Raw genomic sequence first — 17327 nt, forward strand, 5'->3', positions numbered from 1 at the left:
TTCGGTGGAGGGGAGCGGAGAGTCACATGAACGTTCGGGAACTGCTTTTTGGCCGTGGTCGCGACTGGCTGTCTCACACCCTGTCCACTGCCGAGCATGCGTCCTCGGAGAAAGTCGTTGTACTTTCTGATGGTACCGGGCTGCAACTTCAGGATTCGGGGTTACTGTACCTGGAACCGCCAGCCGGGCGTCCCAATCCCGATAACGAGTCACTGATTGTTTCCGCTGGCATTCATGGTAATGAAACCGCGCCCATTGAGGTTCTCAATAGCCTGCTGAATGAACTGCTCGCTGGCAACTGGCAACTGGCCTGTCCGATGCTGTTGATACTGGGAAACCCGCCAGCGATGGATGCTGGAGAGCGGTTTATTGAGGTGAATCTTAACCGGCTGTTCGGTGAAGCCCATCGCAAACCCGAATACCGGGGGCTTGCCGAAGCAGAGCGTGCCTGGGAGCTGGAACGGGCTTGCCAGGCGTTTGCCTCGAAGCATCCTGCCAACCTCTGCCACTATGACCTGCACACCGCCATCCGTCCTTCCCTGCGGGAGAAATTCGCGCTGTACCCGTTTGTTGCGGGGCGGGACGTGCCCCGGGCACAGATTGATTTCCTGGTAGAGGCGGAGGTAGACACCCTGCTGATGCAGCACCGTGAGGGCACCACTTTTGCGTCATTTTCCTCCACCTTGCTCGGGGCAGAAAGCTTTACCGTGGAGCTTGGCAAGGCCCGGCCTTTCGGACACAACGACCTCAGCCAGTTCACCGGCATCAGCAACGCCCTGAGGCGGCGGATGAAGGGCGATGAGCCACCAGAGCCTGACAGGACGTCAAACAGGATAACGGTCTTTGAAGTGGTGCATGAGATCCTGAATACCGGCCCCGGCTTCCGCTTTCATGTGCCCGACGATGTCGCAAATTTCACCATCTATGATCCGGGAACGGTGATATGGGAAGACGACGCTACCTGCTACAGGGTCGGCGATGAGCCCGAGGCCATTGTGTTCCCCAATCGCAACGTGCCCGTGGGCCAGCGTGTGGGGCTGATGGTAAGGCACCGGCACCGCGGGCACACGTAGCCACTTCATGGCCATCAGGCCGGTGCATTCTCCGGCTCAGCTACCTTGCAACGGATCACGCGGGTACAAACCGACGGCACGACCAGCAGTGTCAATACCGTGGAAGCCAGCAACCCTGAAATGATGGCCCATGCCATCGGCGGCCACAAAGTAGAGCTCGAGAAGGCCAGCGGCAGCAGGCCGGCAACGGTGGTTCCGGTTGTCAGCAGAATGGGCCGGGTGCGTTGCTCCACAGCCTTGCGAACTGCATCGCGGATGTTGTCCCCCTGTTCCAGCTGCCGGTCCATCACGTCCAGCAGGACGATGGCGTTGTTCACCACGATCCCCACCAGCGCAATCACACCCAACAGCGACTGGAACCCGAACGGCGAGCCGGAGAGCACCAGCCCCGGAAAGATTCCTACCGCCGCCAGGGGCACCGTCAGCAAAATAATGCCCACACGACGGAAAGAATTGAACTGTATCAACAGGAAGAACAGTAACAGCAGCACCCCGATGGGGGCCGTGGTCAGCAATGCGTTGTTGGCATCGCCGGAGCCCTCGGCATCGCCACCCATTTCCAGCCGCGTTCCGGGCGGCAGCGGGTTTTCTTCGAGCGCTGAGTCCAGCCCTTCCAGAGCCTGGCTGAAACCGTAGCCGGCATGAAGGTTGGACCAGACCGTGTTCATCCGCGTGCCATTGCGCTGATAGCGGGCGGCGGACTGCCAGGAGGTTTCCACCGAGGCGATGGCCGACAGGGGTACCGCATCACCCTGGTCGTTGTAGATGTTCACTGACAGTAACCTGGGCAGTGACAGGCTGGTGCCTTCACGGGAGCGCAGCACCAACGGAATCGGGTCTTCCTCCTGACGGTATTGCTCTGCCACGACGCCAAAACTCTGGCCGTACAGGCTCTGCGCCACGTCAGACCGGTTCAGGCCGAAACGGGCAGCACTGGCATCGTCTACATTGATAGCGATACTGGGAATGCCCATATCCAGGTCGTGGCGCACATCCACAGTCCCCTCAACCCCGCGCAACGCTGCAAACAGCTGTTCCACCGCGCGGGCACGGGTTTCATCACTGGCGTGGTACACCCGTATTTCCACCGGGGCAGCGCGGGGCGGCCCCTGGCCGAGGATGCCTGCGGTAACCTCCAGCTCCGGCATTTCCTGCCGGGCATACGCCCGTATCCACTGCACCAGACCGGTAGTGTCCTCCAGGGTGGGTGTCGATACCACGATCCGGCCACGGTTGGGCGCCTGGGGCTCCCTCCGCAGATTGTAGTAGAAGCTCGGGCCGGTGAAACCGGTGAACCGGTGTACCTTGATCGCTTCCGGCCGGGTGCGAATAGCTCGCTCCAGATCCGCTGCCACCGTGGCCGTGCGCTTCTGGTCCGTGCCGTCGGGCATGTAAAGCTCAACGATTACCTGGGGGCGATCCGCATTGGGAAAGAACTGCTGTTTCATGAACGGCGTCAGCGACAGGCTGAATACCACCAGCGCCGCACCTGCGAGAATCAGGGTTCCAGGCCGCCGTGCGACCAGGCTTCCCAGGAACCGGGACAGACCAACCAGCCGGTCTTCCCGCGCATCTGCTTTGCGGGGTTTGAGAAAACGGGCCGCCAGCAGTGGCACCGCGGAAATCGCCAGCAGATAACTGACCGACAGGGTGAGCATGATCATCACCGGCACACCGCGGGTGAAATCCGCCGTTCCGCCCTTGGATAACAGCAAAGGCATAAACGCCGCTATGGTAGTGCCCGTTGAGGCACCCAGGGGCCCCGCCAGTTCCCTCACCGATCGTTTCAGGGCATCCAGCCTGCGCATGCCACCATCCAGGTAGCCCTGAATGCTCTCCACAATCACGATGGCGTTATCAATCAGGATGCCCAGGGATATCACCATGCCGATCACGGCAATCTGGTGCAGTACTCCGCCACCCAGGTCATAGAGTCCGATACTGATCAGCGCCACCATTGGCAGAATGGATGCCACCAGAATACCCATGCGGATACCCATTCCGGTGAACACCACCGCCACAATAATGATCACCGACAACACCAGGCTCCAGGCCAGGTTGTCCAGGCGCTCTTCCACCTTGTCAGGCTGGAAGAACATCTCTCGGATTTCGTAGGGGGCAAACTCATTGCGAATCACCGATAATCGTTCACGCACCCGCTCACCAAAGCGGATGGCATCGGTGGTGCCCTCCTCCATGATCATGGACACCAGTACTACACGCTCGCCGTCATACCAGGCTTCCGGTTGCCGGGGCTCGGCCGGGCCGCGCCACACGTCCGCAACAGCAGCCAGAGGGACCTGGGAGCCGTCCGGCAATTCAAGTGGCGTTGCGCGTATGGCCTCTACGCTGGTGAACTCGCTGTTGGGTAATACTGACAGCCGGCGTCCATCCGCAACGATAAACCCGCCCGGGGTGGTCTGGTTTCGTCGTGCAAGGGTGTCCAGCACTCGCGCCGGCGAAATGCCCAATCGATATATAGCGGCATCATCCAGTGCCAGGGTAATCTGCTCGTCGACATCCGCGTCCAGTTCAATGCGCGACACACCGGGAATATCCGACAGGTTCTGCTTGAGCCGCTCCGCCACATCACTCAGTTCCGTTACCGACGCGGAACCACTGACCGCCAGGATGATGGCGGGAATATCAATCATGCGATCATCGAGCACCATCTGGCCGACATCGTCCGGGAACTCCAGACGCGCCCGGTCCATGGCCTGGCGCACCCGGTCCCAGGCGGAATCGGTATCGTAGATGTTGTCGTTCAGGCGCACACGGAATACGGCCACGCCGGTGCGGGCAGTGGCCTGGGAGAAATCCACTTCCTCCACCTGCCGCAGTTCGTCGGACAGCGGCTGCAGCACCAACCGTTCCACCGCCTCGGCGCTGGCGCCGGGGTAGTTGATGGTAATCAGGCCGGCACGGTACGGAAAGGAAGGGTCTTCCTGGCGTGGCATGGTGCTGTAGGCGGCAATACCCAGAAGGCATAGCATGGTGACCACCATGCCCAGCAAACGCTGGAAGTTCAGCAGGCGCACTGACATCAGCGCACCTCCACCGCATCACCGTCGGCAATCCGGGTCATACCGGCGTAGACCACCCGGTCACCGGCGGTAAGATCGCTGGCATCCACTACCACGCGCTCGCCGATAATCCGCTGAACGTTGACCGGCACCCGGCGGACTGTGCCATCGGAGACACGAAATACGCTGGCGCCGCCATTGGATTTCATCACCGCCAGCAGTGGCACAGTCGTGGCAACAGTCTCGCGGGGTGTGATACCCACCTCCACCGGCTCCCCCGGCTCCAGAGTATCCGCAGGCAGGCTTACCAGCACAGGGTGAAGCTCACCGCGAACACCGCCAGACTGGGCAATTTCCACGATGGAACCGGTTTCTGGCGGATGGTTGCGATCCTGCACGGACCACACCGGTAACAATTGCCCCAGTGACACATGGCTGAGCATGTAAGCCGGCACCCGCACTTCCACTTCACGGCCCTCGGGGGAAGACAGCCGCATCACTGGCTGTCCGGATGCCACGAACTCGTCCCGCTCGACCAGCAATGCTTCGACCCGGCCATCAAATGGCGCTCGCAGCTCACTTTCCTGCAATAGCCGCGTGGCTTCGGCGAGGGACGCTTCCGCCGTTGCCATACTGGCCTTCAGGCTGTCCCGCCGGGAAGCCAATTGTTCCAGCCCCTGTTCCGACACCACGCCGCGCTCGTGCAACTGGCGGGAGCGCTCCCACTCCCGTTTCGCCTGATCGTACTGGGTTCTGAGCTCTTCCAGGCGCGCGGCGGCAGAATCCCGGGCCGGCTCCAGGGCCGGGTTGTATACCCGTGCCAGCAGGTCACCGGTTTTCACGGTCTGCCCCAGTTCAACCGCCCGTTCACGGAGAGTGCCACTGACCTGAAACGTCAGCGTTGCCCGCTGGGCCGCCCGCACAATACCCGAGAAGCGCAGCGACACGCCCTCGGTCTGGCCACCGGTTACCTCGGCGGCACGCACGGTAATGGGAGCAGCACCCTGGTCCGAAGCCGGCTCACTGGACTTACAGCCACTGACAGACAGAATCAGAACAGCCGCGAGAGAGACGATGGCGCGATACCGGCTGGCGTTCATTGAGAGGTCCTCTCTTCCTTGTTCATGATGTGTTGTTGATCGCCCGTCCGATGGGCAAAAATTATTAACGGACATAATGTCATTCTTTGACAATTTGTCAATAATCGGCTTATATCCCTGACCATGTATCATGAAAGTGCCGTCTCAACAATCCGGAATCCGCTATGAGTGAGCCGTTAAAAACCCGTAGAGAGAAAGAGAAGCAGGCAAGGTATGACGCCATCCTGGATGCGGCCGAGCTGGCATTTTCGGAGAAGGGCTACGAACGCACGTCGATGGATGACATTGCCCGTACCGCCGCGCTGAGCCGCGCGCTGCTGTACGTGTACTTCAGGGACAAGGCTGCCATCCAGCACGGCATCATGCTGCGCGCCGGCCACAGCCTGTGCCGCCGCTTCAGGGAAGCCCGTGAGACCGCCGATACCGGATTGGCGCAGATCAGGGCCATGGGGGTGGCCTATTACCAGTTCTACCGCGATCAGCCGGATTATTTCTCGGCACTGACAACGGCCTCCACCGCCATGGCAGCGGCGGACGATGAGCTGGCAAACGAGATGCTCTGCTGCAAGGCAGAAACCATGGACCTGATGGTAAGCGCCATTCGCCTGGGCCTGGAAGACGGCACCATGAACCGCGACCGAATCCAGGAACCGGTGGAAACAGCACTGTACCTTCGCGGAGCGCTACACGGTGTAATCATGCTCTGCCAGAGCGAAATGGACGAAAGCGGCCAGGAGGAAAACTTTCCTGCCGAGTCGCTGATCCGTCACACCATGGAGATGCTGACTTCGTCTATTGCCTCGTGAGTGAGGCTTGGCGTTAACAGCAAAGATGACAGCCTGATTTGAAATGCAGGTCAGGCAGAGAGAAGAGACATCCGATATTTTGCCATCGCCGCTGAAAGCTGTCGGATTACGCTTCGCTAATCCGACCTACGCGGAGACGTTACCAGTCAGGCGCCCGATTCAAACCGCTGTCGGATTACGCCTTTGGCTAATCCGACCTACGCTGAGAGGTTACCAGTCAGCCACCGGATTCAAACCGTAGGTCGGATTAGCCAAAGGCGTAATCCGACAAATAAAGGCATCACCACCGAAGACAGACCGAAGCTCAAAGCTGAAAGTCATACACAGACCCAAGCCCCAGAATCCCCGTCAACTCATCCAGTGCCTTGCGAACCTCCTCAAGCAGCATCGGGTCCCCAAGATCCTCCTGTGACAGTTCCTCCCGGTAATGCGCCTCGACCCACGTCGTCAGCCGCTCGTAAAGCGCATCATTGAGCAACACACCATGATGCATGGCCTTGAGTTCGTCATCATCCAGCACCACCCGCAACCGGAGACACGCCGGCCCACCGCCGTTGCGCATGGACTGTTTGACGTCGAACACTTCCACCGAGGTAATGGGCCCGGCATTCGCAACCAGTTCATCGAGATAACCGCTGACCGACGCGATTTCGCGGCACTCCCCCGGCACTGCCAGCATCATGCCGTCCGGTGTGTTCAGTAACTGGCTGTTAAACAGATAGGAAGCCACCGCATCTTCCAGTGGCACCTGATCACTGCTGACACGCACCGCTTCCAGTTCTGCACCGGTCAGGCGGGAGCGGATGTCGGCCAGAACCTGTTCTTCGTCCAGAAACGCCAGTTCGTGATAGAACAGGGTGTTGCCGTTGCCCACCGCGATAACATCGTTATGGAAGACGCCGGCATCAATGGCTTCCGGATTCTGCTGGGCAAACACCGCGCGGCTGTCCTTCAGACCATGCAGCCGGGCAACAGCCTGTGAGGCTTCCAGGGTCTGGCGGGCGGGGTAGAGCCTGGGAGCCGGTGCCTGTTCGTTGAAGGCAACTTTGCCATAGACGAACAGTTCCACACCCGGCTCGCCGTAGCCGCCACACAGACGGGTGTGGTTAGCCGCACCCTCATCACCGAACTGGCTGACTGAGGGCAGCGCCGGGTGATGGGCGAAGCGGGACTCATCCGTGAAAATGGCTTTCAGGGCCCGGCCGGTAACGGCATGTTCAATGGAACGATGGAACTTGGCGCTCAGGTTGGCCGGAGTGAAGTGCACACGGCTATCGGAGGTGTCTGCACTCGGCGACACAGTGGCGGCATTGGCCGTCCACATGGCGGATGCCGACGACACCGCCGCCAGAATGGCGGGGCTCTGTTCGGCAGCGGCCCGCAGCACATCGCTATCGGAGCCATCGAAACCCAGTGCACGCAAGGTAGCGACATGGGGGCGTTCATGGGGTGGCAGGACACCCTGAACATAACCCCGGTCAGCCAGCCGTTTCATCTTGGCCAGCCCCTGCAAAGCCGCTTCCCTGGGATTGGAGACCGCGCGAACGTTGGACCTGGAGGCCACGTTACCCCATGAGAGCCCGGCGTAGTTATGACTGGGCCCGACCAGGCCATCAAAGTTGGCTTCTACCGCGTGCTTGGCCATGTCTCGGTCCCGTCAGTCGAAATTTAATCCTGGGGCAAGGCTATCCGGCACTTCACTCTTCTTCGCTTCCAGTGAGGCCATGGGCCAGGCGCAGTAATCGGCAGCGTAATAAGCACTGGGACGATGGTTACCACTGGCGCCAACACCCCCGAACGGCGCCGCACTGCTGGCACCGGTCAACGGCCGGTTCCAGTTCACGATACCGGCACGCACTTCTTCCGTCAGTCGTTCATAGAGTTTGTGATCATCAGTCAGGATGCCGGCAGACAGTCCGTAACGGGTGTTGTTAGCGAGCTCCAGAGCCTCGTCAAAGCTCTTGTAGCGGTACACCGTCAGCAGGGGACCGAAGAACTCCTCGTCCACCAGGTCCATGCCGGTGACATCTATGATGCCCGGCGACAGCAAACCGGTGCCTTCCTTCAACCGTTTCATTTCCAGCAGCGACTGCCCGCCCCGCTGCTGCAGGCACCTCTGGTCGGATAGCAGCTTGTCGGCCGCCTCCGCCGAGATCAGCGAGCCCATGAACGGTTGCGGGTCCGCATCGAACTCACCCACTTTTATGCGGCTGACCACCTCGGTGAAGCGTTCCAGGAACCGGTCGCCCTTGGCACCCTTGGGTACCAGCAGACGGCGGGCACAGGTGCAGCGTTGACCGGCAGACAGAAACGCAGACTGCAGCGCATGATGGACGGCGCCATCCAGATCGTGGACGTTCTGCACGATCAGCGGGTTGTTGCCGCCCATTTCAAGAGCCAGGATTTTCTCGGGCTGGCCGCCAAACTGCTTGTGCAACAGATGCCCGACCGTGGAACTGCCGGTGAAGAACAGGCCGTCCAGCCCCGGGTGCGACGACAGGGATTTACCGGCCGCTGCCGCGCCCTGAACCAGATTGATCACCCCGGCCGGAAGGCCCGCCTTCTCCCATAACTTGACGATCCTCTCGCCGACACCAGGGGTCAGCTCGCTGGGTTTGAACACCACCGTGTTACCCGCGAGCAGAGCGGGAACAATGTGGCCATTGGGCAGATGGCCCGGGAAGTTGTACGGGCCGAACACCGCCACCACCCCATGGGGGCGATGCCGCAGCACGGCGTGACCGCCACCAACGTCAGATTCGGAATGTCCGGTGCGGTCGTGGTAGGCACTGACGGATATTCCGATCTTGCCAATCATTGCGTCCACTTCAGTGCGGGACTCCCAAAGGGGTTTCCCCGTTTCCAGTCCGATCAGTTGTGCCAGCTCTTCCTTGTGGTCCTCCAGCAGTCTGCCGAATTTCTCCACCAGCGTCTGGCGCTCACTGAACGGGCGCTTGCGCCAGTCAACGAATGCATTACGGGCCTCTCGCACCGCCGCATCCACATCTTCAACGCTACCGCCAATGCCGTCCCAGACCGTCTCGCCGGTAACTGGCTGAAGGGATTCAAACGGTTCCCCGTGACCTTCCAGCCAGAGCCCATCAATAAACAGTTGGCCTGTCAGCTTTGCCATTTCCATTACCTCCTTCCAGTTTCTTTTAAAGGGGCCAGCCGCACCAGGTCGCCGGATTCCACCTCCAGTGCTTCCGCCACCTCGGCCGGTATATTGACAGTATCGGGCCGGATACACGCAGCCGGTATGGTGGTTACCCGAAAGTCGCGGAAAGAACGGTTGGATATCATCACCTGCTCTTCTGCCGGCACGTTCGTGTCCAGCGGCTTTTTACTGATCATAACGTGGCGGTTAATGCCTTCGCGCACGGTGCGGATGTTGTGAATGAATGCCTCCAGCACCGGGCCACCGTCAAAGATATCCACCATGCCATTAAAGTTGAACCCTTCTGCCCGCAGCATTTTCAGCGCCGGCGCAGTGTTGTTGTGTACCCGGCCGATCACCGCGCGGGCCGCATCGGGCAGCATCGGCAGGTAAATGGGATACTTTGGCATCAGTTCGGCGATGAACGACTTGTTGCCCAGTCCTGAAAGCACATCCGCTTCACTGAATTCCATGTCGAAGAACTTGCTGCCAAGGGCATCCCACAGGGGGCTATGGCCATTCTCGTCGGATACACCGCGCATTTCGGCGAACACTTTCGCGGAAAAATGCTTGCGGAAGTCATCCAGATACATAAACCGGCAGCGCGACAGCAGAAGGCCGGTACCGCCACCCCGGTGGGAATCCGATAACAGCAGTGAACAGATCTCGGTGGTATCGGTCATGTCGTTGGACAGGTGCAGCGTCGGCGTACGCACATGCACGCCCAGCTCGCGGGAGGCGTTCACGGTAACGCTGAGGCGGTAATTGTAGAACACTTCGTCCAGCCCCACCCGGGCCTGTATACCGCTGATACCCACACAATAACCAAGCTCGGTGTCTTCCAGGGCAAACAGGTACAGCCCGGCTTCCGGTGCACAGCGCTGGTTAAACGTCTCCCGCGCGTGATCGATCTTTTTCTGCAGCGACTCCCGGTCTGCCGGCAGTGTGGTCAGGCCCTTGCCAGCCCCCTGCGCCATGGCATACAGGGCATCCAGATCGTTTTCCTGTAGTGGTCGGATCAACAACATGCCGGCCTCCTTCGTGCGATCACCCTGTTCATAACGCTGTAATCCTTACTTCGTCTCCGGAGCTTTTGCCCAGACACGTCCAGGTTTTCACCGGCACCTTTATCTCGTCGCCGAGGCTTTCGGTCAGTGTGGTCAATGTGCTGCGAAAATGCTCCCCTTCACCAGCGGAGATCAGGCACAGCTCACCCTCATCGGTATTGGCGGCATGCAAGGTTTTCGGATGACTGGTAACAACAGATTTGAGAGTGTCAGTACGGGCTTCCAGCACCGGGCCGGCATCGAAAATATCCAGGTAGCAACCACGGTGAAACCCTTCATGCTGCAGCAGCTCGAAGGTTGCCTGTGTTTGCTGGTGGGGCTGGCCCAGTGCTTCCCGGGCCGCCTTGCTCAGCAGGGTGACGTAGATCGGATTGGGCGGCATGAGTTCGGCGATGAAGGTTTTGCTCAGCACGCTGGAATACTGGTCCGCGGTTTCAAAATCCATGTTGAAAAAATGCCGGCCCAGACTGTCCCAGAAAGGCACCTCCCCGGTTTCCGTCTGCACGCCCTGTATTTCCACCACAATATGATCGGTGAAAAGCTCCCGGTGAGCGGCGATGAACAGCATCCGGGCGCGGGACAGCAATTCGAAGGCATCGGTACCGCGCAATGCCGGTCTGATCGCAAACGAGCACAGCAGGGTATTGTCTGTCAGCGCATGGGACGGGTACAGAACTTCCACCCGCCGCGAAACCCCCAGCTCATGGGAGGCATGGATAAGCGCGTCCTGGCGGTAATTGTAGAAAGGTTGCCCGTTACCCGCGCGCGCATCGATACCGGATACGCCCTGGACCTTGCCGGTGCCGGTATCTTCAAGCACAAACAGCAACCGTGTGGATTCACCGGCGTTGTTGCGGCCGGCAAAGGAACGGGCGGACTGTTCGATTTTGGCGGACAGTGCGTCCTCTTTTTTTGGCAGCGTGGATGACATCCGGGGGCCCTGCCCGCCGGCGATGTCGAGTATGTCCTTCAGGTCACCCGGCTGAGCCGGACGTACCAGCCACATAGGCGGCTCCCCTGTTCAGTGTCGTTGGTGATTGGCTATTTGCCACAAACTTTTTCCACGGCAGCTTCAAACCGCGCCAGGGCCTCATCAAGATCCGGCTCGGGAATAATCAGCGATGGCGCCAGCCGGATAACGTCGGGGCCGGCGATCAGCACCATCACCCCTTCGGCCAGGCCGGCATTGAGAAATTCCTTCGCCTTGCCCTTCCACTCTTCGGTCAACACGCAACCCAGCAGCAGGCCGGAGCCACGAACTTCACTGAAAATGCCGTAGCGCTCACCGATATCCATCATGCCCTTGCGCAACCGCTCGGAACGGACAGCCACACCCTTGAGGATGTCCGGCTGGCTGACCGTATCGATCACCCGCTGGGCAACGGCGCAAGCCAGCGCGTTACCGCCGTAGGTACTACCGTGAGTGCCAACGCCCAGGCTTTCAGCAACCTTTTCCGTCGTCAGCATGGCCGCGACCGGGAAGCCCCCGCCAAGGCCCTTGGCCGTAGAGAGAATATCCGGCGTTACCCCATACATCTGGTAGGCATAAAGATGGCCGGTGCGGCCAACACCGGACTGGACTTCGTCAAACACCAGCAGGGCGTCGTTGTCGTCACAGAGCTGGCGCAATCCCTTCAGGAACTCTGCATCGCCAGGCATTACGCCGCCTTCACCCTGGATGGGCTCTACCACCACGGCGCAGGTTCGCTCTTTGGAGATCAGTTTTTTCACCGATTCCAGGTCATTGAAGTCGGCGTGGTGAATACCGCCCGGCGCCGGCTCAAAACCTTCCAGATACTTGGGCTGGCCACCCACGCTGACGGTGAACAGGGTGCGGCCGTGGAAGGCATTCCTGAAGGCAATGATTTCGTTCTTTTGCGGGCCGAAATGCTCCCAGCCGTAGCGACGGGCCAGTTTGAAGGCAGCCTCGTTGGCCTCACCGCCGGAGTTGGCGAAAAACACCCGTTCCGCGAAGGTGAGATCACACAGGGTCCTGGCCAGACGCAGGGCCGGCTCGTTGGTCATTACGTTGGACAGGTGCCAGATCTTCTCGGCCTGATCCATCAGAGCACTCACCAGGCCAGGGTGGGAGTGCCCCAGGCAGGTCACCGCAATACCACCCGCCAGATCGATATACTCCTTCCCATCCTGGTCCCACACGTGTGAGCCCTGCCCTTTCACGGGAATCACCGATCCCGGCGCGTAGTTGGGGACCATTACCTCATCGAATAATTCACGGCTGACGGGATCTCTGTTCATCGGTTTCTCTCAGCAAAAACATGAAACGGTCTTTTTATCATACGCCACTCAGGGCATGTGCACATCCGGCTGGCCGATCGCACCCAGCTCGACCACCTTCAGCGAACGCCCATCCTGACCCATCAGGGCCTTGACCACCAGTTTGTAGGAATCCAGGTCAAATTTAACAGCCTGACCCCGAAGTGATAAATCCGGCAACTCATCCTCATTGTGCAAGGTGGCTACGTGCATCCAGTTATACACCACCAGAATGTCGGTTCTGCCGGTTGCGGCATTGTGCTCGAACACCGCCACCGGTCCCCGCCAGGGCCAGGTTTTCAGGCGCAGGCCATGGAACGCAATCTGCACCCGCAGGTTGTACTTCACCACATCCTCGCCGCCATCACAGGCGCCCCGGCAACGGCCAAGCGTGCGCTGGAAACAGGGGCCCGGGTGCTCCGGCTCCAGCGCCAGCAGCTTGTTGCAAAGATCATTTTTCGCGGCAATGCCGCTGAGAGCCCTTTCCGCGTCCTTCTTGCTACGGAACAGCCCGAAATAGTCCCCCAGCCGGTGAGGCTCGATTTCACGGGCCAGCCGTGCCTGCAGGTAACCGTCCGCATTTTCCACCAGCTCGATGCTCACCAGATTCTTGGCAGCCCGGGAGCGGCGATTGAACAGTGGGCTCAACTCCTTGATCTGCTTCAATTCAAGCAGCAACGCGCCCAGCTCGCCAGCGGTTTCTGTCCAGTCCACCCGCCGCAGGCTCTCCGACATGCGGATGCCACGGCTGGAATTGTGGTCGCCGGAGAAGTGGGAGGCCACGCGCTGGGCAATGTCAGTACTTTTACCTACATAGAGAAGAACATCGTTTTCGCCATAGAACCGGTAAACCCCCGGCCCATGTGGGAGGCCATGCAGCACATCTGTCGGCAAATTGGAGGGTATGCTCGGCCGCTGCAACAGATCGCGAACCGCGGCTTCCATGGAATGCCCGCCCTTTTCAGCCAGCGCATGCTCGAAAAAGGCCAGCATGGCAGACACATCACCCATGGCCCGGTGCCGCTGGACCTGTCCAAGCCCGTGGCGCTCGATCAGGGCATCCATGTTGTGGCGCCGGAAACCGGAATAGAGCTTGCGCGAAAGCTTGACGGTACAAAGCACTTTCGCGGAAAACAGTAACCCCAGACGCCGGAACTCGGCCTTGATAAAGCCATAATCAAAGCGGGCGTTGTGCGCCACAAAAATGGTGTCTTCAAGCTGTGATTCCAGCTCTGCAGATATATCCTCAAACAGCGGTGCCTGCGCCACCATGGCATCGGAAATGCCGGTCAGGCTCTGGATAAAAGGCGAAATGCGCGTTTGTGGATTGATCAGGGTCTGCCACTCACCCACCACCTGTCCGGCACGCCAGAAACGGATGCCGATCTCGGTGATCCGGTCGTGAGAAGCATTGCCGCCTGTCGTCTCAATGTCGAGAAAGGCAAAGGTGGCAGAGTCAAGAAATCGGGCAGGTTTTGTCATGGCAATGGTTTACAGCTTGCGGGAAGTCGCAACAGAGGTCTCTCCTTACACGGTAAGACGAATAAACACAAGTCTTAAAAAGTTCCCCTAACCTCAGGATTTCGTTGTATAGACATTCGTCTAATTAATGCAAAAAATTATTTGAAATGTCATGGCTTTGTAACTACTTTGAAATGGGTCCAACAAAAATAAGTGTGGAGACAACAAAGATGCAAAGCAATAAGTTAAGAATGGCAGTTCGTGCGACGGCAGCAGCGGCAGTAATGGGTGTTGCCTCACAAGCGGGCGCTGTCAACCTGAACGTTGGTGATGACATAGATGCCAGCCTTTATGGTTACGCTCGACTGAATATGAGTTACGACATTGACGGCGATCGCGCAGTGTCAACTCGTGCAGGTTCATTTACTCCGGCGAACGAAGACGTTACAGGACACTTCGGGGCTGACGTACAGCAAACCCGCGTGGGCTTCAAAGCCAAGCATGCTTCCGGCGTGGCAATCACTGTAGAAGGTGACTTCCGTGGTTCCGGCAGTGGCCCGGGCAGCCTGCGTATGCGTCACGCCTACGGCGAGTATAACGGCTGGATGATGGGTCGCAACTGGTCCAACTACCTGAGCTTCGTGGGTAATACTCCGACTCTCGATTTCGACAGCCTGGCAGGCACTGCTGGAAGCCAGGATCGGGCCGAGCAGATTCGCTACACCACTGGGCCAATGTCTTTCTCTCTCGAGGACCCGAGTGCGCAAGGTATCCTTGATCCTGATCAACCCGTCCTCGGCGGTGATCGCCGCGTATCCGCACCGGCATTTACTGCCCGACTGCAGGATTCTGCAGACGCTCTGTCTTATTCCGCAGCAGTCCTGGCCAGCCAGGTAACAGTAGATGACGGCACCAATGATGATAGCGCAATTGGCTTTGCCGCCTTTGGTGCAGCGAAGTTCAAGCTGAGCGACATGTTCTCTGTTCAGGGTGCAATCAACTTCACTGACGGCGCCAACGGCTATCTGTGGCGCTCCGGCAGCAACTACTACGGACCTAGCGCTTATGTAGAGGGCGACAGCCTCGAAACCATCACCGGCTATGGTGGCTCCCTTGGCGTCTCCATGGCATTGGGCGGCGGCAGGAGCATCAACCTTGGCTACGGCATGACCACTCTGGATCTGGATGATGCGTTCGACGCAGGCGCGGTCTCCAATACAACACCAGAGACCAACCAGAACGTTCTGCTGAACTACATGTGGACCCCGGTCCAAAACGTGATGTTGGGCGTTGAATACGGCTACCTGGATCAGGAAACCTATGGAGGCGAATCCACAGACGCAAACCGCGTAATGTTCGCAGCTCAGTACAGCTTCTAAACTCTTTTTAGAAGTTAGCTCACAAAAACCCCCGGCTCCGGCCGGGGTTTTTGTTTGCAGCCAATAAAAACTATCTCCGTTCCTTCTGCGCCCTGCTCTGAAAGGAAAAGCGAGGCCGGCAAGGTTGTTCAGAACCGTGGAGCGCCAGGGATGGCGCGACCGAGCCCTACAGGGACGTATCCACGGGCGTGTTCTGAAGAACCTTACCGGCCTCGCGACCGCCCCTTAACCCGCAGGCTACAGAGCGGCCAACCACCAAACGTCAAAGAAGAAGAGAGCGAATATCCCCCAACAACTGACTCAGCACCGAAGTAAACCGGGCAGCATCCGCCCCGTTCACCGCCCGGTGATCATAGGACAGCGACAGCGGCAGCAATAACCGCGGCTGGAAACTCTTGCCGTCCCAGACCGGCTTCATTGCCGCCTTGGACACACCAAGAATCGCCACCTCCGGCGTATTCACGATCGGCGTAAACGCCGTGCCCCCGATACCACCCAGACTGGTGATGGTAAAACAGGCGCCCTGCATTTCCGCCGGCTTCAGCTGTTTGTCCCGGGCCTTCTGGGCCAGTTCCGCACTTTCCGCGGCAAGCTCCCACAGCCCCTTCTTGTCCACATCCCTGATCACCGGAACCATCAGCCCGTTGGGGGTATCCACCGCAATTCCGATATGAATGTATTGCTTGCGGACCACTTCCTTGCGCTCCATATCCAGCGACACATTGAACTGCGGCAACTCCGCCAGCGCTGTGGCACAGGCCTTCAACAGGAACGGCAGCGGTGTCATCTTGACACCCTTCTTCTCGCCGGCCGCTTTCTGCGACTTGCGGAAGTCTTCCATATCGGTGATGTCCGCATCCTCGAACTGGGTGACGTGGGGTACGTTCAGCCAGCTGCGCTGCATGTTGTTGGCCGTGGCAAACATCATGCGCGACATGGATTCACGCTCTACCTCACCAAACTGGCTGAAGTCCGGCAGTTTGACACCGGGAATCCCGGAGCCACCGCCACCGGCTACCGTGCTGCCCTGCTGCGTCTGCTGCAGCTGGCTCTTCACATAGGCCTGAACGTCGTCCTTAAGAATACGGTTTTTGGGGCCGGAACCCTTGATGCGAGTGAGATCGGCGCCGAATTCGCGGGCCAGTTTGCGCACCGCCGGGCCTGCGTGAACCTTGGCGCCCGGTGTTGGCGGCTCGTAGGTTGCTGACGGCTGCGCAGGCTTTGGCTCTTCACTCTTGCCTTTGGATTCCGCCCTGCCTTCCTGTTTTTCGTCGCCGGAAGGCTCTGCAGATTCTGAAGAGGCTTCTTCCTCGTCGCTTTCTCCGCCTTCTCCACCCTCTTCCACAACGGTCATTTCAACCAGGTCGTTGCCTTCTGAAATCTTGTCGCCCTCGGACACCAGGACCTTGCCAATCTTGCCGGCGTAGGGAGACGGGATCTCCATGGTGGCCTTGTCGGACTCCACGGTGACCAGCGCGTCATCCACGGCCACCTCATCACCCTCGCTGACATTGATTTCGATGACGGGCACATCCTCGAAGCCGTCCAGTGCAGGCACCTTCACGGTTTCCTTGCGGGAACCCCCGGACTTCTTTGGTGACGACTTTTTCTTTTCGGACTTTTCTCCGGACTTTTCTTCAGTCTTCGTTTCCGCCTGGCCTTCAGAGCCGGCTTCAGCCTTTTCGTCCTTGCCGGAGCCGGCTTCTTCACCCGATTCCTTATCCTCACCAGAACCACCAGCGTCGCTGCCGGCTTCCATCATGCCAACAACATCGCCTTCCTTGACCCTGTCACCCACCTTGACGGTGATTTTGGTGATCTTGCCGGCACCGGGCGAGGGCAGCTCAACCGACGCCTTGTCGGACTCTACCGTCAGTATCGGATCTTCTTCCTCAACCGAATCCCCCTTGCTGACGAGGATTTCTATAACTTCAACCTCGTCTGCACCGCCGAGATCCGGAACCTTGATTTCCTGCTCACTCAT

General features: G+C 59.2%; 12 protein-coding genes. 3 read left to right on the top strand and 9 right to left on the bottom strand.

All coding sequences use genetic code 11. The features are described 5' to 3' along the window. The first annotated feature begins 26 nt into the window (after nt 1-26). Nucleotides 27-1073: a succinylglutamate desuccinylase gene (gene astE, locus DIT72_RS02530; protein ID WP_135953622.1), complete on the top strand. Its 1047-nt coding sequence runs from the start codon at nt 27-29 to the stop codon at nt 1071-1073. 14 nt (nt 1074-1087) lie between these two features. On the opposite strand, the gene DIT72_RS02535 is transcribed toward astE, so the two are convergent. Together DIT72_RS02535 and DIT72_RS02540 are read right to left on the bottom strand one after the other, a co-directional pair. Beyond that, nucleotides 1088-4117, bottom strand: a complete 3030-nt coding sequence (locus DIT72_RS02535) for an efflux RND transporter permease subunit (protein WP_135953623.1) — start codon at nt 4115-4117, stop codon at nt 1088-1090. Beyond that, nucleotides 4117-5196, bottom strand: coding sequence for an efflux RND transporter periplasmic adaptor subunit (locus tag DIT72_RS02540; protein ID WP_135953624.1), 1080 nt, complete (start codon nt 5194-5196; stop codon nt 4117-4119). Before DIT72_RS02540 ends, DIT72_RS02535 begins: the two co-directional genes overlap by 1 nt. Nucleotides 5197-5360: 164 nt before the next feature. Here DIT72_RS02540 and DIT72_RS02545 point away from each other — a divergent pair, with 164 nt between their 5' ends. After that, the gene (locus tag DIT72_RS02545) at nt 5361-6002 is read left to right on the top strand and encodes a TetR/AcrR family transcriptional regulator (protein ID WP_135953625.1); all 642 of its coding nucleotides are present in this window, start codon (nt 5361-5363) and stop codon (nt 6000-6002) included. 304 nt (nt 6003-6306) lie between these two features. Here the strand turns inward: DIT72_RS02545 and astB are convergent, their stop codons facing one another. The 6 genes from astB to DIT72_RS02575 are packed head-to-tail and all read right to left on the bottom strand — an operon-like array spanning nt 6307 to nt 13985. Next, on the bottom strand, nt 6307-7647 hold the full coding sequence (astB, locus tag DIT72_RS02550; protein ID WP_135953626.1) for an N-succinylarginine dihydrolase: 1341 nt from the start codon (nt 7645-7647) through the stop codon (nt 6307-6309). A 12-nt stretch (nt 7648-7659) separates the two neighbouring features. Beyond that, on the bottom strand, nt 7660-9135 hold the full coding sequence (gene astD / locus DIT72_RS02555) for a succinylglutamate-semialdehyde dehydrogenase (RefSeq protein ID WP_135953627.1): 1476 nt from the start codon (nt 9133-9135) through the stop codon (nt 7660-7662). Between the two features lie 5 nt (nt 9136-9140). Then, nucleotides 9141-10187 carry an arginine N-succinyltransferase gene (gene astA, locus DIT72_RS02560; RefSeq protein ID WP_135953628.1) on the bottom strand — a complete coding sequence of 349 codons (1047 nt, stop codon included), beginning with the start codon at nt 10185-10187 and terminating at the stop codon, nt 9141-9143. 28 nt (nt 10188-10215) lie between these two features. Continuing rightward, complete coding sequence (locus DIT72_RS02565; RefSeq protein ID WP_135953629.1) at nt 10216-11232, bottom strand: arginine N-succinyltransferase; 1017 nt, start codon at nt 11230-11232, stop codon at nt 10216-10218. Between the two features lie 35 nt (nt 11233-11267). Continuing rightward, the gene (locus DIT72_RS02570; RefSeq protein ID WP_135953630.1) at nt 11268-12485 is read right to left on the bottom strand and encodes an aspartate aminotransferase family protein; all 1218 of its coding nucleotides are present in this window, start codon (nt 12483-12485) and stop codon (nt 11268-11270) included. A gap of 48 nt (nt 12486-12533) precedes the next feature. Continuing rightward, complete coding sequence (locus DIT72_RS02575) at nt 12534-13985, bottom strand: exonuclease domain-containing protein (RefSeq protein ID WP_135953631.1); 1452 nt, start codon at nt 13983-13985, stop codon at nt 12534-12536. A 209-nt stretch (nt 13986-14194) separates the two neighbouring features. Between DIT72_RS02575 and DIT72_RS02580 the strand changes: the two genes are divergently transcribed. Beyond that, nucleotides 14195-15343, top strand: coding sequence for a DcaP family trimeric outer membrane transporter (locus tag DIT72_RS02580; RefSeq protein WP_135953632.1), 1149 nt, complete (start codon nt 14195-14197; stop codon nt 15341-15343). Between the two features lie 262 nt (nt 15344-15605). On the opposite strand, the gene aceF is transcribed toward DIT72_RS02580, so the two are convergent. Further along, nucleotides 15606-17327 (bottom strand): dihydrolipoyllysine-residue acetyltransferase, encoded by a 1722-nt coding sequence (gene aceF, locus DIT72_RS02585; RefSeq protein ID WP_135953633.1) that lies wholly within the window; start codon nt 17325-17327, stop codon nt 15606-15608.

The organism is Marinobacter orientalis (genome assembly GCF_004792665.1).
GTDB classification, from domain to species: Bacteria; Pseudomonadota; Gammaproteobacteria; order Pseudomonadales; family Oleiphilaceae; genus Marinobacter; species Marinobacter orientalis.